The following is a 21,141-nucleotide window of genomic DNA, read 5'->3' on the forward strand; positions in this document are numbered from 1 at the left end:
CAGCGGCCGGAATCCCAACCGAATATCGCGCGGAAAGTCGTTTGCCGCCCTACCCGCCCGCCGCGCATCATGCCGCAATGCGCGACGATTCCCGGGAGCCCGGAGACCAGGGGGAGGAGCGGCGTCGCCGTCGCGGTGAGGACGGCCCGCCTCCGCCCGCGAGAGGCGTGCGACTGCCGTGGGCCGCGGTGCCCGCCCGCCTGCGGCTGGCCGTCGAGACGCACCTGGGCGACCGCGTGACCGAGGCCGTCACCCAGCCCGGCGGCTTCTCCCCGGGTGTGGCGGCCCGCCTGCGGCTCGCGGGTGGCGGCAGGGCCTTCGTCAAGGCGGTCGGGACCGAGCCGAACCCGCTCAGCCCCGGCATGCACCGGTCGGAGGCCCGGGTGGCCGCCGCGCTGCCGGCGACCGCGCCCGCGCCCGGGCTGCTCGCGTCCTTCGACGAGGACGACTGGGTGGTGCTGCTGTTCGAGGACGTCGAGGGGCGGCAGCCTGCCCAGCCCTGGGTCCCGGCGGAGCTGGACCTCGTGCTCGGGGTGCTGGCCGGGCTGGCCGAGTCGCTCACCCCCGCGCCCGTGGCCGTCCCGTCCGCCGCCGAGCGGCTCGGGGAGGACTACCGAGGCTGGCGGCGTCTGGCGGCAGGGCCGGACGGCCTCGGCATGGACGGAGCCGATGCCGAGTGGGCCCGGCGCCACCTGGACCGGCTGGCGGAACTGGAATCCGCGTGGGAGGCAGCGGCGAAGGGCGACACGCTCGCCCACGCCGACCTGCGGGCCGACAACCTGCTGCTCACGGCGGACGGCGAGTGGTCGTCGTCGACTGGCCCTGGGCGTGCCTGAGCACGCGGTGGTTCGACCTGCTGCACATGCTGCCCAGCGTGACCATGCAGGGGGGCCCGCCCCCGGCCGAGGTCTTCGACGGCCACCCGGTCGCGACGAAGGCGGACGGCGACGCGGTCACCGCGGTCCTGGCCGCCGTGACCGGTTTCTTCGTGCAGCGGAGAAGCCTCCCCCCGCCGCCGGGCCTGCCCACGCTCCGCGCGTTCCAGCTCGCCCAGGGCCGGGCGGCGCTCGCCTGGCTGCGGCAGCGGACCGGCTGGCGGCGCGCACCCTGACGCGGGCACCGGGCGGGACGCGTGCGACCCTGGGCGAGGGCGGCGGCGCACGCCGTAGGGACGACGCCAGGAGTGCCCCCGCCGATTCGCGCGTGCGGAAGGAGAGCGACGATGAACCCCGCCTCGGCCGCCGTGGGCGGCGCGGCCACCTTCGTCTGGCTCGGGATGGTGCTGGCGATCTCCTTCCTGGAGGCGCCGCTGAAGTTCCGCGCGCCGGGGGTGACGATCCCCATCGGGCTCGGCATCGGCCGCCTCGTCTTCCGCGCCCTCAACGCCGCCGAGGCCGTGCTGGCGGTCGTCGTCATCGCGGCGGTCGCGACCGGCTCGCCCGGTCCCGCCGTGGTGGCGCTCACGGCCCTCGCGGCGGCCGTCCTGGTGGTCCAGATCGCCGCCGTACGTCCGCCGCTGAACCGCAGGTCCGACCGCGTCCTGTCCGGCGAGGACCCGGCGCGGCACAGGTCGAGGGCGCACCTGTACTACGTGGCGCTGGAGGCCGTGAAGGTCCTGTCGCTGCTCGCCCTGGGCTGCTTCCTCCAAGCCGTGTAGCGGTTCCTCCCGCCCGCCGGCCGCGTGCCCGGGGAAGACCGCAGGGCGGGCGCGATCAGGGACGTCGGGCGACGGTGAGCAGGACCGCGCTGTCCTCGACGGCGTCGAGCGCGTGCCGTGCGTCGGGAATGGCGAGCAGGTCCCCGGGCCGCCCCTCCCAGACGGCGTCGCCGCTGCTCAGCCGTACATGGCCGCGCAGCACCAGCAGGGTCGCCTCGCCCGGGCTCTCGTGCTCGGCGAGGCCGCTCCCGGCGGTGAGGGCGAGCAGCGTCTGGCGCAGCGCGCGCTCGTGGCCGCCGTGCACGCTGTCGGCCGCGCGCCCGCTGGAAGCGGCGGCGGCGCGTTCGAGTAGTTCCCTGGCCCGTACGTCGAGGGAGATAGGCTCCATGCCCCCAGTCTGTGCCCCCAGTCTGCCCCGCGTTCCGCGCGGTGCCCGGAAAGGCGATGGCCGTTCCGGGGACGGCGCCGTTAGGCTGGGGCACGCACACGAAAACGCGGTCCCGGTTGGTAGCCCGGGCGCCCGCCGGCCTTCGGGCCCGGTGGTTTCCGTATCCGCCTCTCGTGTCCCCTCGGGGAGCCTCGGAGGATGTCCGGTGTGCCGGAAAGCGGCTTCGCCAAGCCGCCTGTCGGCATACCTGTGGAGGGCACCCGTGGCATCCCTGTCCGTGTATTTCGAGAACCCGTTCTGGGTGGGCGTACTGGAGATCGTCGAGGACGGCGAGCTGCGCGCGACCCGGTTCGTCCTCGGCTCCGAGCCCACCGACCCCGAGCTGTACGCGTTCCTCATGCGGCACGGGGTCGCCCTGCTCGAACGCGCCGAGGCCGCCCCCGCCGTGCCGGTGGACGGGCGCGGGGAGCGGCGGGTCAATCCGAAGCGCGCGGCCAAGCTGGCCGCGCGTGCGGCGGAGCGGGTCACCCGGCGCGGCACGGCCGCGCAGGAGGCGCTGCGACTCGAGATGGAGAAGAACAAGGGCGAGGCGCGGGTGGACCGGCGCGAACGCGAGCGGGCGCTGGCCGAGCACCGGCGCGAGGTCGCCCGGCGCAAGCGGATCGAGCGCCGTCGCGACCGCTGACCCCGGGGCGCCCTTGCGGTACGGCCGCCTATGCCGCGGTCACGGCCTCGCCCACTTCCCTGTGCGCCGCTTCCGCGATGCAGAGCATCATTTCCGCGTAGGGCAGCAGGCGCGTTCCCGCCTCCGTAAGGGCGATCCGGCGGCCTCTCCGGTCGAACAGGACCGCCCCGACGGCTTCCTCGAGATTTCTGATTTGCGCGGTGACGCTGGACTGGGCGTAGTGCATCTTCTTCGCGGCCAATGTGAAGCTCAGCTCGGCTGCGACCTCACAGAAAGTGCGTAGCTGCTGCAGGTTCACGCAGAACGACAAAGTCCCCCCTATAACCCGAGATCAGCGTATGGTCAAGGTGGTGCGCGCTCATTTTCCAGCGATTACTTTCCATGCCCATCGGCATTCTGTCACGCACGAGGCGATGCGTGAGAAACGGACCCCGGGCGCGGGATTTCCGGTTTATTCACCGCGCCTCGGGATCACCTCTTGCGGAGCCGAAAATAGAACGCCTCTTTGCCGGACCTGTTCGTGAACGGACGCCGGCGATTTGTCGTCCGGTGCCGTGCGCCGGCGGTTCTAGTAATCCGCCATCGCCGCCGGACCCGCGACCCGGCGCCGTGCGGAGGCGCGCAGGGCCGCGACGAGGGTGAGCAGCATGGTCACGACGGAGATGCCGGTGACGACGTAGAGGCCGTTGTGGTAACCGGACAGGGTCGCGGCCGCCTCGCCCCCCGCGCCGCCGGCCGACATCGTGGCGGTCACGATCGCGAGGACGATCGCCGCGCCGACCTGGTATCCCGTCTGCAGCACGCCGGCCGCCAGCCCCTGCTCGGAGTCGGCCACACCGGTGGTCGCCTGCACGTTCGCGGCGGGGAAGGAGAAGGGGAAGGCCACGCCGATGAGCAGGATGCTCGGCAGGATCACCCAGACGTACGGGGACGCCTCGTCGATCCGCAGGAAGAGCAGGTACGAAGCGGTGTAGGCGACGAATCCCGCGAAGATCATCCACCGGACCCCGAACCGCGAGATCAGCTTGCCGGCCCGCGGCGCGATCGTCGCGATGAGCAGGCCGATGGGGAGGAAGGCCAGCGCCATCTGCATCGGCGACCAGCCGCGCAGCGACTGCAGGTAGAGGCCGCCGATGAACTGGAAACTCATGTAGGTGCCGAGGATCGCCGCCGCGACCAGGCTCGCGCCCACCAGCGCGCCGTTGCGCAGCAGGCCCAGGCGCAGCAGGGGCTGTGCCGTCCGGCGCTCGATGACGACGAAGGCCAGCAGGAGCACCACCGAGGCGGCGAACATCCCCAGAGTGCGCGGCGACGTCCACCCCGCGTTGGGCGCCTCGACGATGCTGTAGACGAGCAGCAGCATCGCGGCCGTCACGGTGACGGCGCCGGCGAGGTCGAACGAGCCCCCACGGCGGCCCGACGCGGCGTCGCGCGGCACGAGCGCCAGGGCGCCGGCGAACGCGATGAGCGCCACGGCGACCGGGAGCAGGAACGTCCAGCGCCAGCTGATCTCGGTGAGCGAGCCGCCCACGATGACGCCGGTCGAGTAGCCGACCGCGCCGCACGCGGTGTAGATGCCCAGCGCGCGGTTGCGCTGCGGGCCCTCGGCGAAGCTGGTGACGATGATGGACAGGCTCGCCGGGGCGGTGAACGCGGCGCCGACGCCCATGACGAACCGGGCGACGATCACCACCAGTCCCTCGTCGGTGATGCCGCCGACCAGCGATCCGACGGCGAAGACGGCGACACCCGCCAGGAACATGCGGCGACGGCCGAGAAGGTCCGCCATGCGCCCGCCGAGCAGCAGGAAGCCGCCGAAGCCGAGAACGTACGCGCTCACGACCCACTGCACGGACTCGGTGGTCATCCCGAGGTCCGCCTGGATCGGCGGCACCGCGATGCCGACCATGATGTTGTCGAGAGCGTCGAGGAAGAAGGCGGCGCAGACGCTGACGAGCAGGCCCCACTCGCGGAGCCCCCACGAGCTCCCCTCCGCCGGCGCCTCAGCCCGGGCTTCGGCTAACGTCTGGACTTTTTCTTCTGGTGAAGTCGTCATGACTGTCCTAATCCACTCCGGTCGAATTGTCGCTGCCGCCGCGCCGAGGGGATGGGAAGCGCCGATCCCGAGCCTGGAGCGGAGGCTCTTGCCGCCCGCGTCGGATGCCGCCCGTCGATGCCGGCGGTGAGCCGGGGGCGAGGGGATGCCGGCCCTCGCCCCCGGCCGGCTTCACCGTCGCGGGTCAGCCCTTGAGCCCCAGCGGGAAGGGCGCCAGAGGCGTCCCGCCGAGGAGGTGGGCCCCCGCCGACTGCACGATCTGTTCCTGGGCGAGGATGTGCTGGCACATGGTGTGCAGGTCCCGCAGCCAGCGGTCCAGGGGAGAGGTCCGGTAGATCGAGGCGGTTCCGACGAGGTCGGACAGCCGGGAGACGATCGAGCGAGCCGTCCTGAACGCGTTGACCCGGGCCAGCGCCGAGGAGACCTGCTGGTCCGGGGTCGGTTCGACGCCGGACTGCAGCCGGTTCCACAGATCGTGCAGGGTGCCGTAGACCGCGTAGCGCGCCGCGGCCAGCTCCATCTCCGCCTGGCCGATGGCGGTCTGCACGCGGTAGCTGTCCGACCACGGCGTGCCGGTCGCCTTCTCGACCCGGCCGGCCGCCAGCTCGCGTACGTGGTCCAGGGCCGCGCGGGCGACTCCGAGCGGCACGCCGGGCACGTTGCTCAAGAAGGCGTCCGGAGCGGTGAACGGTCCCGACCGCTGCGGCTGGGTGAAGTCGAAGGAGCGCTCCTCGGGGACGAACAGGTCGGTGACCTGGTAGTCCATGCTGCCGCTGCCGGCCAGCCCGGTGGTGTGCCAGGTGTCGACCTTCTCGAAGTCCTCGCCGCGGGCCAGTATCAGGCGCCAGTTCATCGGCGCGCCGCCGGGCCCCGGCTCGGGCTCGCCGTCCTGGTGGACGACGCATCCGCCGACGACCCAGTCGGCGTGCGTGACGCCACTGCCGAACGGCCAGCGGCCGGTGACGCGATAGCCGCCGGGCACCCGGTCGGCACGGCCGACCGGGAAGATCAGGCCGGCCGTGATCGCGTCGGGGTTGGCCCGCATCTCCTTGACGACGAACTCGTTCAGGTAACCCGCGTAGATCCAGGTGTCCATACCGATCATGGCGCACCAGCCCGCCGCGGCGTCGCCGTAGGAGAGGGCCTCGATCACCTCGGTCTGCTGGGCGAAGGTGAGCTCCGGGCCGCCCCACTCGTTGGGCATGCCGATGCGGAAGACGCCGGTGTCGCGGAGCAGCTCCACGACGTCCTTGGGGAGGTGCCTGGTGCGCTCGATCTCCTCGGAGCGTTCGCGCAGCAGGGGAGCCGCCGCTTTCGCTCGCGCCAGGATCTCCTCCGGTGAGGCGGGAACCTGCTCGCGCCCTGCCACGGGCCGCAGAGTCTCCGGCATGGTCATGTGAAAACCTCCTGTTCGTGGCTTCGTCTCTGGTCCGATCGCAGCGACGGACTGCCGCCGTCCGCTGGTGACTCCAGGCCGCCGCGGCCTGTACAGCGGGACGGTGGGACAGCCCTGGCCACTTCGCAGCGGGTCCCACGCTAGGAACGGAGGCGCCGCACCGTTCGCCCGAACGCGCACGCGATCTGGTACGTCCGCACACGCCGGACGCGACCGACTCACCCCATGCCCGACGAGGGCCCATGTGACCGGCAGTGACATGGCCCCTCTCCCGAGCGCTCAGGCAGTGCTCCCTATAACCGTCATCGCAGACTTTAAGGGTTAGAAACGCGGCGCTGCAACCGGTCATTTATGATTGAGTGGTTAGAGCAGGCGGTAGTTGGAGGATGTCGCCATGACCGAGCCCGACCCGCGTCCGTTCGTCCGGGAACCCCTCGCCCTCGACCTCCTGAACACCCGGTGGAAGGAGTACGGCCGGCTCAACGACCTGCTGGACTCGCCCTCCGGGCTGCGCGTGTGGCTGGCCGGCCACGGGCTGGCCGACCGCTTCGCCGCGGACGAGGAGTCGCTGAAGGCGGTCGTCCACGCGCGCGGCGTGCTGGCCGCGGTGGTCTCCGGTCCCGGGGATCCCGCCGTCTACCGGCAGGTCGACGACGTCCTCGCCCATGGGCGCATCCGGCTCACCCTCGGCGCGGAGGGACCCGGCGAGACGGCGGAGTTCGACGACCCGGCGTGGGGGGCGGCGTGGACCGCCGTCCGCGACTACCTGGACCTGCTGGCCGCGGCTCCGGAGCGCATCCGGCTGTGCGCCCAGCCGGACTGCATCCGCTACTTCCTCGACACGTCCCGCAACGGCACCCGCCGCTGGTGCTCCATGTCCCTGTGCGGCAACCGGGTCAAGGCCGCCCGGCACTACGCGCGGGCACGCGACGCCGGCGTCTGAACCGGCCATCCGACGGTTCCGGTCTCGAAAGGTCTCCGCTCATGTCCCGTGGCCCTCTGCCCGAGCACATCGCCGCGCTCCTCGCCCGTCCGAACCCCTGCGTCATCAGCACCGTCCGCCAGGACGGCGCACCGGTCTCCGTGGCCACCTGGTACCTGTGGCAGGACGGGAGGGTGCTGGTCAACATGGACGCCGGGCGCAGACGTCTGGACTATCTGCGCGACGATCCCCGGGTGTCCCTGACGGTGCTGGACTCCGACGGCTGGTACCGCCACGTCAGCATGCAGGGGTGGGTGGTGTCGCTGGAGGACGACCCGGACCTGGAGGACATCGACCGCCTCGCCGTCCACTACACCGGTGAGCCGTACCCGAACCGCGTACGGCCGCGGGTGAGCGCCTGGATCGAGATCGACACCTGGCACGTGTGGGGGATGCCCTCCGGGTCCTGAGCGCGGGGCACGCGCCGGCGCCGGCCGGCCCGGGGCGTCCGCGCGGCGGACGACGGGTGCCGCCGGGGGAGCGGTTCCCCGGCGGCACCGGCGTCACGGGCCCGGCCGGGTCAGGAGCGCCGCGTGAACGCGACAACGCGGCCGGTGTCGCGTGCCGCCTCGAACCGCTCACGCAGGTGCGCCCTGCGGAGCTTGCCGATGCCGGTCTTGGGGATGTCCTCCCTGCCGACCGGCACGACGTGCGTCACGCCGACGCCGAACGCGTCGGCCACCCGGCCGCGGATCAGGCGCTCCGCCTCGGCGGCCGGCATCCCGTCGCGGGGGTGGAAGAACACGGCGAGCTCCTCGGTCTCCCCGTCGTTCCCGGTCACCAGGCAGGCCACGGTGTACGACGGCTCCACGAACGGGAGCTCCTCGACCCGGGCCTCGATCTCGTGGCCGTGGTAGGTGACGCCGTCGAGCTGGATGACGTCGTCGGCCCGCCCGGTCACGGTGAGGATCCCGTCCTGGATGTAGGCGAGGTCGCCCGACTTGAACCAGCCGTCGGCGGTGAACGACTGGCGGTTCTGCTCCGGGTTGCGGTAGTAGCCGGCCGTCACCGGGGCACCGCTGACCTGCAGGTTGCCGATGGCGCCGGGGGGCACGAGCGCGTTGTGCTCGTCCACCACCCGTACGGACGTGCCGGGCTGCGGCCGTCCCACCGGGACGTACCGCTCGTCGCCGCCGTCGCCGGCCGAGAACCGGCAGTCCACCACCCCGGCGGAGGTCTCCGACATGCCCCAGCCCGGGTACATCGCGTCCGGGGGAAGCCCGAAGGGGGCGAGCAGCTCCAGGAAGCGGCGGACCACGCCGTTCCGGATGGCCTCGCCGCCGTTCATGATGTACCGCAGGCGGCTGAGGTCCCAGGACTGCTCCTTCAGCCGGTCCGCCTGGTCGTTGATGAGCCCGAAGGCGAAGTTGGGCGCCCATGTGGTGTCCGCGCGGTGACGGTCCATCGCGGCGATCCAGCGCAGCGGGTCTTCGAGGACCCACTCGATCCGGGCATGGACCTGGTGGCAGCCGAGGTAGACGTCGCGGACGTGGAACATGACGAGACCGCCCACGTGGTCGAGCGGCATCCAGTTGAAGGTGCGGTTGCCCCCGCCCAGCCGGTTCACCCGGGCGGTGGCCGCGGTGCGGCTCAGCACGTTGCCGTGCGTGAGCACCACGGCCTTGGGCACGCCGGTGCTGCCGGACGTGAGCAGGTACATGGCCGGGTCGCCGGGTTCGGCCCGGTGCCTGCGGTCGTCGGGAGAGTGCGCGAGCAACCGGCGGGTGTCCCCCAGCCACGCGGTCCGCCAGGCCGGATCGGCGAGGACCTCCCGGGACAGCGGCTGGTCGGCGCCGGTGATCACCCACGGCTTCCCGTAGCCGTTCCAGACCCGCTCCAGCAGCCCGGGCGCGGCCTCCCGCTGGGCGGCGGTCGCGCCGGCGTTGACGGGCATCGGGACGAAACCGCCCAGGACGCAGGCCCAGAAGGCGACCAGCAACTCCGGGTCGTCGCCCACCTGCAGGACGACCGTCTCACCGGGCGCGACACCGGCCGCACGGATTCCCGCGAGCATGCGCGAGGCGGCGTCCAGCAGCTCCCGGTACGTCATCCGGGACTCCGCGCCGTCCGGGTGGATGAAGCGGATCCCCTCGGCGCTTCCCGCCCGCGCCGCCCGGACGAGCGCCTCACCGAGATCGGGGACGTCGGGGGCGAGGGCGGGGCCGCCGTCGAGAAGCGAGATGCCGGCGTTCGTCACAGCGCCCCCGCCCCCTCCGCGGTCGCCACGATCACGACAGGCCCGCGCCCGTGCGGGGGGACCTGCTCCTTGCGGAAGCCGCCGTACTCGGCCGAGACGTGGAGGCCGGCGTCGGCCAGCAGCTCGCGCACCTCCGGCCCGGTGAGGACCGCCTGGTCGAAGAAGTTGTCGTACATGCTCACCCGGCCGTCGGCCTCCCGTACGAGCAGGGTCTCCTCGTTCCTCCAGTTCGCCGCGCGGGGGTTGAGCGACTGGCGGGCGAGCCGGGTGACGAGCACCCCGTCACCGCGGTGGTGGGCGACCGTGTACGGCTGGTAGCTCTCCACGAAGTTCAGCAGGTGGCCGAACTCGAGGACGACGTGCCCGCCGGGCAGCAGCAGGCCGCGCATCTTCCGCAGGACGCGCCGCAGCTCCGCCCGCGGGAGGTAGTTGAGCGTCATGAAAAGGCAGTAGACGAGGTCGAACCGGTCCTCGCTCTCGAAGTCCTCGACCCGCTCGTGCACGTACTCGACGCCCTCACCGCCCATCCGCCGCGCGTACTCGACGAAGCTGGCGCTCTGGTCGACGCCGACGCCGCAGTAACCGCGCGCGCCGAGTTCGCGGAGGTTGGTCCCGGTCCCGCAGCCGAGATCGAGAGCCCGCCCGCCGTCCGGCAGGAGAGAGGCCAGGAAATCCGTCTCCGCGGCGAGGTTCCGGAAATCCCTGCGCATCAGCTCGTAGTACTGTCCGGGGAATTCGAAGCTTGTCACTGCGTCACCTTTCCGCTGGTCGGTCGAATCGGTGCGGGGCTGCCGGTGAATTCGGCGGGATTCACGTTCCGCTGCTTCCGGAACTCCCTGGGGGTGATGCCGTAGCGGTCCCGGAAGAGGCGGCTGAAATGCGAGGCGCCGTAGAATCCCGATCGCTCGCCCACGGCCGCGATGGACAGGTGGTCGAGCCCGGGATCGGCCAGCTCGGCCCTGCAGCGGGCCAGCCGCTCGTCCCGGATCCAGCGCGCCGGGCTGATGTTGTGTTCCTGGAATATCTTCTGCAGATAGCGGAGCGAGACGTTGTGCCGCTGGGCGACGACGGCCGGGGTGAGGTCCGGGTCGGCGAGCCTTTCCCGGATGAACGCCTGGATGCTCAGCATCAGCGCCTGCCTGCCCGCGTCGGCGTCGGCGGCCAGCGACCGCATGCGCTCGGCGAAGAAGGCCGCGGCCAGGCCCGCCACGCTTCCGCCCAGCAGCTCGATCGCCGTGCCCACCTTCCCGCTGTGCTTCTCGAGCCCGATGAGGAGATTGGACATGAGCGCGCCGAGCCCCTCTGAACCGGTGCAGGATCTCGCCGTGAGGAGTTCGGTGTCCTTCGGCGTGAGGCCCATCAGACGATGCGGAAACAGCAGGGTCGCCATACGGAACGGCTCCGGCATGACGATTTTGTAGGGCCGCAGACTGTCATAGCAGACGAATTCCGGATCACGGACGACCGCGTGCCGCCCGTCCTGGAAGACCCATATCTCGCCGTCCATCGGACGGCACACCCTCAGGTATCCCTCGGCACTCTGGTCGATCAGCCTGCTGGGCCGGATGAGTTCGCGGGGCCCTCCGTCGACCAAGGAGAACCGCACTTCACCGAACTGCCTGACCGCCGTGGTCCCGTCGAGTTCCGCCCGGTGATCACGAATGATCTCCAGGTGACCCTGCGACCGTGCGATCGGTTTCGTGTGGACGACGGTTCGACGTGCATTCGGTACTTGGACAGGCAGCATCGATCAATCACCTCGTCGGTAAGACCTAGTGGTAGACGTGCCGTTCCGCGAAGGCACAACCGCGACCTCTTCATACGGGGCTTAGTCCTTGAACGGATTGATGGCGCCCCGGGGTCCGCTTCGCCCGCAAGACATGAGAACACGCGCTTTGCCGGATTTTCTATGGCGATCGAAGTTTTCGATGACTGCCACACGTGCCTCGGAAACATCGCCTGCGGGCCGCGGACGCCGCCCACCTGGATGCGGTCATGCCGCCGGCCGCCGAACCGTACTACCGCGCGCGGTCACAGGCGATTTACGTGCGTATCTGCGCAAGGAAACGTGCGCGATCCGCCAAGTGGGCGGACGGCGGCGTCGCTAGCGTCCAGTCGTCGCCCGGGCCTTTCCGCCTGCGCGGCGCGTACCCCGCATCGGGCGACGGCGACAGCGCGGGCCGGCGCCGGCGGCGCCGGACGGAGCTTCCTGCGGACACGAGGAGATCGACGTGGTAAAGACGCGCCACCACGAGGGCGAACAGGCCGTGCAGAGGCGGGCGGGCGAGGGGCACGCGGGCTGGGGGTCTCCCATGTTCGACGACGTGATCCAGCCGGCGTTCGCCCACTTCCTGAGGCGGCAACGCATGCTCGTCCTCGGCGCCGCCGATCCCGGGGGCGCGGTGTGGGCCTCCCTCGTCACGGGAGACACGGGGTTCGCCGATCCGGTCGGCCCCACCGATTTGGTGATCGCCGCTCTGCCCGTAGCCGGCGACCCCCTGGAGCGCGCCTTCGAGACGGAGCGCGCCGTGGGGACGCTGGCGATCGAGCCGCAGACGATGCGCCGCATCAGGGTGAACGGCGTGGCCAGGCGGCACGAGGACAGGCTCCATCTGCGGACCGAGCAGGTGCTGGGCAACTGTCCCAAATACCTCCGGCAGCGTGTGCCGCTGGGGGACGACCCGGGCTCCGTACGGCCCGCCGCGGCGAGCCGGCCGGACCTCGGGCCGCGGCAGCAGCGGTGGATCGCCGAAGCGGACACCTTCTTCGTCGCCAGCCACTCCCCGGAGCACGGGGCGGACGCCTCGCACCGAGGCGGGGAACCGGGCTTCGTGACCGTCGAGGGACCGCGCAGGCTCTCCTGGCCCGATTACGTCGGGAACTCCTTCTACATGACGTTGGGGAACCTGCATCTGAACCCCTCGTGCGGCCTGCTCTTCCCGGACTGGGAACGGGGCCACACCCTGCAGCTGACCGGCCGCGCCCGGGTCGACTGGGACACGCGGCGGAGCGCGGCACTGCCCGGGGCGCTGCGGATCGTCGAATTCGACGTGGAACGCGCGGTGGAGATCCGTCACGCGACCGCGCTGCGCTGGGGCCCAGGCGCCTTCGTCCCCCCGCGGCCCGGCGCCCGGCGACACTTCCCCCGGCGCTGATCCCGCGCCTGCGCGCTTTCCGGAGAAACGCGAACGGCGTTGCCCGGCGCCACGGCCCGGTCATCCCGGAATCGTCGTGCACCGGCAATCTCCGGTGCGCACTCCGGCAAATGTCCGCGCCGCCGCCGGGTAACGTCGTCGGTGTCGAGCCGATTCGATTTCGCTTTTCAGGCCGTCGAGGGCCAGTCCCGCGGGGGCCGTCATTTCCTGAGCATGCGTTGAATATTTCGTGTCCGATGCTCCCCGGGAGGACCAACGATGGGTGAGGCGCCAACGGCAAATCAGGTGGCGGTCGCCGTGCAGGACGATCTGCGCACGGTGATGCGCAATTTCGCCACGGGCGTGTGCGTGGTGACCACGTTCTCCGGCACCGCTTCACTCCGCACGCACAACGCCCTCACGATCAATTCGCTGACCTCGGTCTCGCTGGACCCTCCGCTGATATCGCTGAGTATCCGCCGCGAGTCGACGTTCCTGGCCGATCTGATGGAGTCCCGGGTGTGGGCGGTTTCCATCCTCGACGCCGAAGGCGAGGATCTGGCCCGGATATTCGCCCGCCCCGAACAGGAAAGGAAAAAGGCCCTGAGCAGTCTTCCCGCGAAGCCGGGCGAGCGGACCGGCGCCCTGCTCCTCGATTCCTCGGCATGGCTGGAATGCCGGTACTGGAATCACCTCGTGGCCGGCGACCATCTGCTGCTCGTCGGGGAGATAGTCGGGCTCGGCACGAACCACTCGCGGGCGCCGCTGGTTTTCCTGCAGGGGGCATTTCATCGGATCGAGCTGAACCGGATCGTCTAGCGCCATTCCTTCTCCAATAATCGACAGGCGGGGCTGACACATGTCTGGAATCTCAATCGGTGTGATCGGAGGCGGCGCGTCCGCGGTCTGCCTCATCGACGCGTTGGCCCGGGAGCGGGGAAGGCCGGGCAGCATCACCGTGTTCGAACCGTCCCCCAACCTGTGGCGGGGCCGGGCCTACCAGGTCGACACCGAGGTCATCAAGGTCAACGCGACCCCGGACGACATGTCGGCACGGGTGGGCGACCTGCACCACTTCGAGCGCTGGCTGGAGCTGCGGGAGCGCGTCGCCGACGACGCCGGGCACGTCGACGCCTACTCGGGAGCCCGTTTCGTGCCGCGCACCGTCTACGGCGAATACCTCGAGCAGACGGCGTACGCCGCACTGGGCGAGCTGCGCAGACAGGGCTGGCGGGTCGACCTCGTCGGAGCCGCGGTCACCGGGGCCCGGCGGACCGCCGACCACGTGCTGCTGAGCACGGGCGGCACGAGCGCGGGCGCGTTCGACTACGCGGTTCTGTGCGTGGGCGGCGACGGCCCCAGGGACATCTACGGGCTGACCGGCGCTCCCGGCTTCGTGGCCGACCCGTACCCCGTCTCCGGCAGTCTCCGCCACGTCGGGGAACGGCAGGACGTCGCCGTCATCGGCAGCGGCCTGACCGCGGTCGACGTCATCCTCCATCTGGACGCGCAGGGGCATCAGGGACGGATCACCCTGCTGTCCCGGAGGGGGGTGCTCCCCGCCGTCCGGCAGCGGCCGATCGAGCTCGAACTGCGCCATCTCACCAAGCACCACATGCGCGCACTGGCCCGGCAGCGGCGGGAGATGTCCGTGGAGGACTTCACGGCGGTCGTCCGGGCCGAACTCGTGGACGCCGGCGCGGACCTCGACGCGATACGCGCCGAGATCGCCGACGTGGACAGGGAGCCGCCGGTGCGACGCCTGCGCCGTCATCTCGCCGCGGTGGACTCGCCGGACCCGGGCATGCGGATCCTGCAGCGCGCGGTCCCGGACATCGGCCCCGACGTCTGGCCGTTGCTGACGGAGCGGGACAGGGCGGCGATGCTGCGGTCCCACTACCGCACCGTCATGAGCCTGTGCTGTCCCATGCCGCCGGGCAGCGCGGCGCGGCTGCTCGAGCTCGTCGACGCCGGCCGGCTGGACGTGCGGTCCGGGCTCCAGAAGGTCGCCGTACGCTCCGGTGGCGGCTTCGAGCTCGCCACCTCCGACGGGGAGGTCATCGGCGCGGACATGGTGATCAACGCGGTGAACGCGTCCGAGGACCGCATCCCGGCCGCCGCCCGGTCCCTGGTGACCGCGCTCACCGCCGGCCGCGCCGCGAGCCCCCATCCGCACGGCGGACTCCGGCTGGCCCGGGAGACGAGCCGTCTCATCGCGGGCGGCGCACCGGACCCGCGCCTGTACGGACTCGGCACCATCGGGGCCGGAGCGCTCTTCTTCACCTTCGGCATCCCGTCCCTGGTGGACCGCAGCGAGGACATCGTCGCGGCCATCCTGCAGCACGCGGAGGCCGGAAACGCCGCCCGGTCCGAGGACGTCCTGCTCCCCGCGTAGCGGGTCCCCGGGCGCCTGCGCCCGCTCACCAGCTCAGCACGGACCGCCCAGCAGTAGAGAGGGGAAACGACCATGACCATCACGACGGCCGCCGAGCCGCGCCCGGCGTACCTCGCGGACACCGCGACGGGCCTGCCCATCCCGGGCGAGCCGGTCTTCGACAACCCCGACGACACCCGCCGCCACCGCAAGCAGCGCCTGGCGGCCGCCCTCCGGCTGTTCGGCAAGTACGGGTTCGGGGAAGGCATCTCGGGCCACATCTCCGTACGCGACCCGGAGCACCACGACCGTTTCTGGGTCAACCCCTTCGGAGTCTCCTTCAACCGCGTACGCGTGGCCGACCTGATCTGCGTCGACTCCACCGGACGGGTCGTCCACGGCAGGCACCGGGTCAACCCCAGCGCGTTCGTCATCCACTCGCAGATCCACGAGCTCCGGCCGGACGCCACCGCCGCCGCGCACGGGCACACGGCGCACTCGCGCGCGCTGGGCGCGCTCGGCCGCCTGCTGGAGCCGATCGACCAGGAGTCGGCCGCCTTCTACGGCAGGCAGACCCTGTACGAGGCGTACGAGGGCCCCTCGGTGTCCCTCGAACAGGGCCGGGACATCGCCGAGAAGCTCGGCGACAACCGCGCCATCCTGCTGCGGCACCACGGGCTGATCACGGTCGGCGGGTCGCTGGACGAGGCGGTCCACTGGTTCTTCACCTACGACAGCTGCGCCCAGGTGCAGCTGCTCGCCCTGGCGGCCGGCACCCCGCGGACGTTCACGCGCGAACAGGCCGAGGCCGCGGGCGCCGGATTCGGCGATCCGCAGCTCGGCTGGTTCAGCTTCCAGCTGCTCTGGGACGAGATCGTCGCCGAGCAGCCCGACCTGCTCGAGGAGTAGCACGCCCGCCGGGTCCGGTGCGCGCGGAATCCGGACCCGGCACACACACCCGTGAGGCAGAAGGTGCGACCCAACGCGTGCAACGCCATCGAAAGCACGGACGATCTCGTCCCCAGCCGGAAGACACCACAGCCATGAATTCTCCGCAGAGTGCCCCGGTGGGCCGGTCCTGGCGGGACCTGCCCGCGGCGCAGCAGCCCGAGTACCCCGATCGCGAGGCTCTGCGCGGTGTGATCGCGGACCTCGAGTCGTACCCCCCGCTCGTCTTCGCCGGCGAGTGCGACCAATTGCGCGCCCGCCTGGGAGCCGTCGCCAGGGGCGAGGCGTTCCTGCTGCAGGGCGGCGACTGCGCCGAGACCTTCGGCGGGGTCTCCGCCGACCAGATCCGCAACAAGCTCAAGACGCTGCTCCAGATGAGCGCGGTCCTCACGTACGCCGCCTCCGTGCCCGTCGTCAAGGTGGGCCGGATCGCGGGGCAGTACTCCAAGCCGCGTTCCAAGCCCACCGAGACCCGCGACGGCGTGACGCTCCCGTGTTACCGGGGCGACTCCGTCAACGGCATGGAGTTCACCCCCGAGGCCCGCACGCCCGACCCGCAGCGGCTCAAGCGGATGTACCACGCGTCCGCCTCGACGCTGAACCTGGTGCGGGCCTTCACCACCGGCGGGTACGCGGACCTGCGCCAGGTGCACTCCTGGAACCAGGACTTCGTGAAGTCGTCGCCGGCGGGCCGGCGCTACGAGACCCTGGCCCGGGAGATCGACCGTGCGCTGAGCTTCATGCACGCCTGCGGTGCGGATCCGGAGGAGTTCGGCTCGGTCGAGTTCTACTCCTCCCACGAGGCGCTGATCCTGGACTACGAGTCGGCGCTGACCCGGACGGACTCGCGCACCGGGCGGTCGTACGACGTGTCGGCGCACATGGTGTGGATCGGGGAGCGCACCCGGCAGCTCGACCACGCGCATGTCGCGTTCGCCGCCGGGATCGGCAACCCCATCGCGGTGAAACTGGGCCCGTCCAGCACACCGGAGGAGGCGCTGGCCCTGATCGACCGGCTCGACCCGGAGCGGGAGCCCGGACGGCTGACGTTCATCACACGGATGGGCGCGCGCGGCGTCCGGGACCGGCTGCCCGAGCTGGTGGAGAAGGTGAGCGCCGAGGGCGCCCAGGTGGTGTGGGTCTGCGACCCGATGCACGGCAACACCTTCGAGGCGGCCTCCGGGCACAAGACCCGCCGCTTCGACGACGTCCTCGACGAGGTCAGAGGCTTCTTCGAGGTGCACAGGGCGCTGGGCACCCATCCGGGCGGCATCCACGTGGAGCTCACCGGGGACGACGTCACCGAGTGCCTGGGCGGCGGCGACGAGATCCTCGTCGACCACCTGCACCGGCGCTACGAGACCGCCTGCGACCCCCGGCTCAACCGCAGCCAGTCTCTCGAACTGGCCTTCCTCGTCGCGGAGATGCTCCGTCAGGATCCGGCGGGGAGCGGTGGCTCCCCGGACGGGACAGGGCTGACGGTCCGGGCGGTGCGGGGCGCCATCCAGGTCGAGCGGGACGACGAGCCGCACCTCCTGGAGAGCGTCCAGACCGTGCTCCGCCGGATCATGGATGCCAACGACCTGTCGCCCGACGACCTCATCAGCATCGTGTTCACCGCCACCCCGGACCTGGTGAGCGCGTTCCCCGCCGCGGCGGCGCGCGCGATCGGCCTCACCCACGTCCCCCTGATGTGCGCCCGGGAACTGGACGTGAAGGGGGCGCTGCCCAGAACGGTGCGGGTCCTCGCGCACGTGCGGACGGCTCGGGCCGCCCGCGACGTCCGGCACGTGTACCTGGGAGGCGCGGCGGCGCTGCGCGAGGACCTGGCGCAGCCGGGAGAAGGGGGCGTGACCCTGTGATGCGCACCATGGCGGTGGTCGGCACAGGTTTGATCGGTACGTCGGTGGGGCTCGCGGTGAGCCGGCACGGCGTCATGGTGCATCTGCTGGACCAGGACGAGACGGCGGCCCGCACCGCGGCGGCGCTGGGCGCCGGCGTGGCCGGCGCCCCGGCGGAGCGGGTGGACCTCGCCGTGATCGCCGTACCGCCCAGCAAGGTCGGCGCGGTGCTGGCCGAGCAGCAGCTGCGCGGCCTCGCCCACGCCTACACGGACGTGGCGAGCGTGAAGTCCGCCCCGGCCCGCGACGTGCTGCGCACCATCTCCGATCCGGTGACGTTCGTGGGCGGGCATCCGCTGGCGGGCCGGGAGCGGTCGGGCCCGCTCGCGGCCCGCGCCGACCTCTTCGAGGACCGGTCATGGGTGCTCACGCCCACGCAGGCCACTTCGCAGCCGGCCCTGAACCGGGTGCTCGAGATGGTGGCCCTGTGCGGTGCGATCCCCGTGGTGATGGAGGACCAGGCGCACGACGCCGCCGTGGCGCTGACGTCCCACGCCCCGCACGTGGTGGCGAGCCTGATGGCGGCGCGGCTCCAGTCCGGGCCCGAGGAGGCCTTCCGGCTCGCCGGTCAGGGCCTGCGCGACGTCACCCGCATCGCGGCCGGTGATCCCCGGCTGTGGACCGACATCCTCCAGGCCAACGCCGCCGCGGTCGCCAGAGTGCTGCGAGCGCTGAACGACGATCTGTCGGCCGTGCTGGCCGCACTCGACGACCTCGCGGCGGCCGAGCCGGTGCGGGAGGGGCACAGCGTGATGAGGATCGAGGACCTGCTGCGGCGGGGGATCGCCGGACTCGACCGGATCCACGGCAGGCGCCCCGGCGCGCCGCCGGGCCAGGTGCGGTTGCGGGTCGCCGTGGGGGAGCGGCCGGGGGAGCTGGCGCTGCTGCTCGCCAGGCTCGCGGAGCTCGGAGTCGGCCTCGACGACGTCGCCGCCACGGCGTCCCCGGATCGAGGGGTCCTCTTCGCGGAGTTCGGCCTGTCCGCCGTGCGGGCGGAGTCCGCGTGGCGGGCGCTGACGGAGGAGGGCTGGGCCGCCGAACGGCTCCATGCGATCACGGTGCCGGAGGGCCCGGGCGGTGCGGCCGCCGTCGCACCCCTGCCGCCCGCCGGCTCCGGCGCGCCGTCACTGGATCACCAGGTGGAGGAGGAGCGGCAGGAGGCCTTGAGCAAGCCGTGAGCCCTGCGGCGGCGAAGCCCGTCGGTGCCCGGGGAATCACGGCGGGCACCGAGAGGTTGTCGCCGTCGTGACGGCAGGGCTTAGGCTTGAGGCTCTCTGGGGTTGGAGGTCCTCTCGTGCTGGTTGACTCGTTCGGCCGGGTCGCGACCGATCTGAGGGTGTCGCTGACCGACCGGTGCAACCTGCGGTGCGCGTACTGCATGCCGCCCGAGGGCCTCGACTGGCTGCCCAAGCCCGAACTGCTCACCGGTGCGGAGATCGTCCGCCTGGTGACGATCGGCGTGGAGCGGCTCGGCATCCGGGAGGTCCGCTTCACCGGTGGCGAGCCGCTGCTGCGGCGGGAGCTCGTCGAGATCGTGACCGCGACCGCCGCGCTGCGCCCGCGTCCCCAGGTGTCGCTGACGACCAACGGCATCGGCCTGGCCCGCCTCGCGGAGCCGCTCGCGCGGGCCGGCCTCGACCGCGTCAACGTCTCGCTGGACACGCTCGACCGCGACGTGTTCGTCCGGCTCGCGCACCGTGACCGGCTGCGCGACGTGCTGGACGGGCTCGCCGCGGCGACGGCGGCGGGGCTGACGCCGGTCAAGGTGAACGCCGTGCTGATGCGCGGAGTCAACGAGCACGAGGCCGTGCCGCTGCTGCGCCACTGCCTCGACCGGGGATACGAGCTGCGCTTCATCGAGCAGATGCCGCTCGACGCCCAGCACGGCTGGCGCCGCGACGACATGATCACGGCCGACGAGATCCTCGGGCTGCTAAAGGACTCCTTCGACCTCACCGAGGACGACCCGCGCGAGCGGGGCAGCGCCCCCGCCGAGCTGTTCCTGGTCGACGGCGGCCCGCAGCGGGTGGGGGTGATCGGCTCGGTCACCCGGCCGTTCTGCGGCGCCTGCGACCGCGTGCGGATCACCGCCGACGGCCAGGTCCGCAACTGCCTGTTCGCCACGGAGGAGTCCGACCTGCGTGCGGCGCTGCGCTCGGGCGCCTCGGACGAGGAACTGGCGGAGCGATGGGTCGCGGCGGTGCGGGGGAAGAAGGCCGGGCACGGCATCGACGATCCCGCGTTCCTGCAGCCGGCCCGTCCGATGTCGGCGATCGGCGGCTGACGGAGCCCCCGAGAGCCCCCGAGAGCCCCCGAGAGCCCCCGAGAGCCCCGGAGTCCGCCGTGCGTCCCCGTCCCGAGACCGGAACAGGAGCGGCGGCGTACGACGCCGTGATCCTGGCCGGGGGCCGGGCCGAGCGTCTCGGCGGGGCGGACAAGCCGGGCGCGCTCGTCGGCGGACTGCCCCTGGTCGAGCGCGTGGCGGCGGCGGTCCGCGACGCCCGCGCCGTCGTCGTGGTGGGCCCGCCGAGAGACATGCCGGGCGTGCTGTTCACCCGGGAGCACCCGCCGGGCGGCGGGCCCGTGCCGGCGCTGCGTGCCGGGCTCGCCGAGGTGACCTCCCCACTGGTCGTCCTGCTCGCCGCCGACCTGCCGTTCGTCGCCGCCGGTCACGTCGGGGCGCTCCTTGCGGCCGTGCCCGAGGGCGGCGCGGGCGCGGTGCTCGTGGACGACGAGGGCCGTGAGCAGTGGCTCACCGGAGCGTGGCGGACGGCGGCGCTGCGGGCGGCGCTCGGCGCGTACCGGGGACGGTCGCTGCGCGGGCTGCTCGGCCCGCTGGCGCCGGCGCCCGTGCGCCCGCCGGTGGCGCCCGGCGAGATCCCGCCGTGGTTCGATTGCGACACCGTCGACGATCTGCGCGCGGCCCGCGAACGGGCCGTGGGACGTGGGTGAAGGGAGCGCGCGTGAACGTGCTGGAGGAATGGACGGCGCTGGTCTGCCGCGAGCTGGGCATCGACCCCGCCCGGGTGGACCGGACCGCGGTGCTCGACCTGACCAGGGACGTGGCGCACGGAGTGGCGCGGCCGGCCGCCCCGTTGACCGCCTATCTGCTGGGGCTGGCGCAGGGGGCCGGCACCGCGCCGCCGGACGCGGCGGAGCGGCTGTCCCGGATGGCGAAGGACTGGGCTGAGGCGGCCGCGGAAGCGCCCGCGACCCCTGACACCCGTGCTCCCGACACCCGAGCTCCCGACACCCCTTGCTCCTGACATCTGCCGCCACGGCCCCGGCGCGCCGCGGGAGGGGAAGGGCGGGCGCCGGGGGCCGTTCGGCGGCAGGGCCGTCTCCTGGGAGACGACCGCGACGGCCGGTCCGTGAGATCCGTGCAAAGGTCTTGGAAAAGGGCGACGCCGGGTGGTTACGGGG

At 72.1% G+C, this 21,141-nt stretch carries 22 protein-coding genes and 1 pseudogene; 16 read left to right on the forward strand and 7 right to left on the reverse strand.

The features are described from left to right. Positions 1–77 precede the first annotated feature (77 nt). The 3 genes from AAH991_RS19220 to AAH991_RS19230 all read left to right on the forward strand — a co-directional run bounded on the left by AAH991_RS19220 (position 78) and on the right by AAH991_RS19230 (position 1,657). Positions 78–836, forward strand: coding sequence for a phosphotransferase (locus tag AAH991_RS19220; protein WP_346227234.1), 759 nt, complete (start codon positions 78–80; stop codon positions 834–836). Further along, positions 803–1,111 carry a hypothetical protein gene (locus tag AAH991_RS19225; RefSeq protein WP_346227235.1) on the forward strand — a complete coding sequence of 103 codons (309 nt, stop codon included), beginning with the start codon at positions 803–805 and terminating at the stop codon, positions 1,109–1,111. The genes AAH991_RS19220 and AAH991_RS19225 overlap by 34 nt, the downstream gene beginning before the upstream one ends. Positions 1,112–1,222: 111 nt before the next feature. Then, positions 1,223–1,657, forward strand: a complete 435-nt coding sequence (locus tag AAH991_RS19230; RefSeq protein WP_346227236.1) for a hypothetical protein — start codon at positions 1,223–1,225, stop codon at positions 1,655–1,657. Between the two features lie 55 nt (positions 1,658–1,712). Here AAH991_RS19230 and AAH991_RS19235 read toward each other — a convergent pair whose 3' ends face one another. Beyond that, positions 1,713–2,045 carry a cupin domain-containing protein gene (locus tag AAH991_RS19235; protein WP_346227237.1) on the reverse strand — a complete coding sequence of 111 codons (333 nt, stop codon included), beginning with the start codon at positions 2,043–2,045 and terminating at the stop codon, positions 1,713–1,715. Positions 2,046–2,307: 262 nt separating this feature from the next. Between AAH991_RS19235 and AAH991_RS19240 the strand changes: the two genes are divergently transcribed. After that, complete coding sequence (locus AAH991_RS19240) at positions 2,308–2,730, forward strand: YjdF family protein (RefSeq protein WP_346227238.1); 423 nt, start codon at positions 2,308–2,310, stop codon at positions 2,728–2,730. Positions 2,731–2,758: 28 nt separating this feature from the next. Here the strand turns inward: AAH991_RS19240 and AAH991_RS19245 are convergent, their stop codons facing one another. From AAH991_RS19245 to AAH991_RS19255, 3 genes are all read right to left on the reverse strand, one after another. Further along, the gene (locus tag AAH991_RS19245) at positions 2,759–3,028 is read right to left on the reverse strand and encodes a LysR family transcriptional regulator (protein WP_346227239.1); all 270 of its coding nucleotides are present in this window, start codon (positions 3,026–3,028) and stop codon (positions 2,759–2,761) included. Positions 3,029–3,298: 270 nt separating this feature from the next. Further along, positions 3,299–4,786, reverse strand: a complete 1,488-nt coding sequence (locus tag AAH991_RS19250; protein ID WP_346227240.1) for an MFS transporter — start codon at positions 4,784–4,786, stop codon at positions 3,299–3,301. Between the two features lie 184 nt (positions 4,787–4,970). Beyond that, on the reverse strand, positions 4,971–6,182 hold the full coding sequence (locus AAH991_RS19255; RefSeq protein WP_346227241.1) for an acyl-CoA dehydrogenase family protein: 1,212 nt from the start codon (positions 6,180–6,182) through the stop codon (positions 4,971–4,973). 394 nt (positions 6,183–6,576) lie between these two features. Here AAH991_RS19255 and AAH991_RS19260 point away from each other — a divergent pair, with 394 nt between their 5' ends. Continuing rightward, positions 6,577–7,125 (forward strand): CGNR zinc finger domain-containing protein, encoded by a 549-nt coding sequence (locus AAH991_RS19260; protein ID WP_346227242.1) that lies wholly within the window; start codon positions 6,577–6,579, stop codon positions 7,123–7,125. 41 nt (positions 7,126–7,166) lie between these two features. Then, positions 7,167–7,574 (forward strand): PPOX class F420-dependent oxidoreductase, encoded by a 408-nt coding sequence (locus AAH991_RS19265; RefSeq protein ID WP_346227243.1) that lies wholly within the window; start codon positions 7,167–7,169, stop codon positions 7,572–7,574. 110 nt (positions 7,575–7,684) lie between these two features. Here the strand turns inward: AAH991_RS19265 and AAH991_RS19270 are convergent, their stop codons facing one another. The 3 genes from AAH991_RS19270 to AAH991_RS19280 are packed head-to-tail and all read right to left on the reverse strand — an operon-like array spanning position 7,685 to position 11,108. Next, positions 7,685–9,361 (reverse strand): AMP-binding protein, encoded by a 1,677-nt coding sequence (locus AAH991_RS19270; RefSeq protein WP_346227244.1) that lies wholly within the window; start codon positions 9,359–9,361, stop codon positions 7,685–7,687. Beyond that, positions 9,358–10,110, reverse strand: a complete 753-nt coding sequence (locus AAH991_RS19275; RefSeq protein ID WP_346227245.1) for a class I SAM-dependent methyltransferase — start codon at positions 10,108–10,110, stop codon at positions 9,358–9,360. Before AAH991_RS19275 ends, AAH991_RS19270 begins: the two co-directional genes overlap by 4 nt. Then, on the reverse strand, positions 10,107–11,108 hold the full coding sequence (locus tag AAH991_RS19280; RefSeq protein WP_346227246.1) for a helix-turn-helix domain-containing protein: 1,002 nt from the start codon (positions 11,106–11,108) through the stop codon (positions 10,107–10,109). Before AAH991_RS19280 ends, AAH991_RS19275 begins: the two co-directional genes overlap by 4 nt. Before the next feature lie 484 nt (positions 11,109–11,592). On the opposite strand from AAH991_RS19280, the gene AAH991_RS19285 reads away from it, so the two are divergent. The 10 genes and pseudogenes from AAH991_RS19285 to AAH991_RS19330 all read left to right on the forward strand — a co-directional run bounded on the left by AAH991_RS19285 (position 11,593) and on the right by AAH991_RS19330 (position 20,984). Continuing rightward, the gene (locus tag AAH991_RS19285; RefSeq protein WP_346227247.1) at positions 11,593–12,516 is read left to right on the forward strand and encodes a pyridoxamine 5'-phosphate oxidase family protein; all 924 of its coding nucleotides are present in this window, start codon (positions 11,593–11,595) and stop codon (positions 12,514–12,516) included. A gap of 258 nt (positions 12,517–12,774) precedes the next feature. Next, on the forward strand, positions 12,775–13,314 hold the full coding sequence (locus AAH991_RS19290) for a flavin reductase family protein (RefSeq protein ID WP_346227248.1): 540 nt from the start codon (positions 12,775–12,777) through the stop codon (positions 13,312–13,314). Positions 13,315–13,354: 40 nt separating this feature from the next. Continuing rightward, positions 13,355–14,890 carry an FAD/NAD(P)-binding protein gene (locus AAH991_RS19295; RefSeq protein ID WP_346227249.1) on the forward strand — a complete coding sequence of 512 codons (1,536 nt, stop codon included), beginning with the start codon at positions 13,355–13,357 and terminating at the stop codon, positions 14,888–14,890. A gap of 72 nt (positions 14,891–14,962) precedes the next feature. Further along, positions 14,963–15,778 carry a class II aldolase/adducin family protein gene (locus AAH991_RS19300; RefSeq protein ID WP_346227250.1) on the forward strand — a complete coding sequence of 272 codons (816 nt, stop codon included), beginning with the start codon at positions 14,963–14,965 and terminating at the stop codon, positions 15,776–15,778. Positions 15,779–15,912: 134 nt separating this feature from the next. Then, positions 15,913–17,241 (forward strand): annotated as a pseudogene (locus AAH991_RS19305) (class II 3-deoxy-7-phosphoheptulonate synthase); the annotation flags it as partial. Positions 17,242–17,292: 51 nt separating this feature from the next. Further along, positions 17,293–17,679, forward strand: coding sequence for a chorismate mutase (gene aroH, locus AAH991_RS19310; RefSeq protein WP_346227360.1), 387 nt, complete (start codon positions 17,293–17,295; stop codon positions 17,677–17,679). Continuing rightward, positions 17,679–18,896 (forward strand): prephenate dehydrogenase, encoded by a 1,218-nt coding sequence (locus AAH991_RS19315; protein WP_346227251.1) that lies wholly within the window; start codon positions 17,679–17,681, stop codon positions 18,894–18,896. Before aroH ends, AAH991_RS19315 begins: the two co-directional genes overlap by 1 nt. Before the next feature lie 116 nt (positions 18,897–19,012). Further along, the gene (gene moaA / locus AAH991_RS19320; protein ID WP_346227252.1) at positions 19,013–20,002 is read left to right on the forward strand and encodes a GTP 3',8-cyclase MoaA; all 990 of its coding nucleotides are present in this window, start codon (positions 19,013–19,015) and stop codon (positions 20,000–20,002) included. Between the two features lie 59 nt (positions 20,003–20,061). After that, positions 20,062–20,670 (forward strand): molybdenum cofactor guanylyltransferase, encoded by a 609-nt coding sequence (gene mobA / locus AAH991_RS19325; protein ID WP_346227253.1) that lies wholly within the window; start codon positions 20,062–20,064, stop codon positions 20,668–20,670. Positions 20,671–20,681: 11 nt separating this feature from the next. After that, positions 20,682–20,984: a DUF6457 domain-containing protein gene (locus tag AAH991_RS19330; protein ID WP_346227254.1), complete on the forward strand. Its 303-nt coding sequence runs from the start codon at positions 20,682–20,684 to the stop codon at positions 20,982–20,984. Positions 20,985–21,141: the final 157 nt, after the last annotated feature.

Source organism: Microbispora sp. ZYX-F-249 (assembly GCF_039649665.1).
Classification (GTDB): Bacteria; Actinomycetota; Actinomycetes; order Streptosporangiales; family Streptosporangiaceae; genus Microbispora; species Microbispora maris.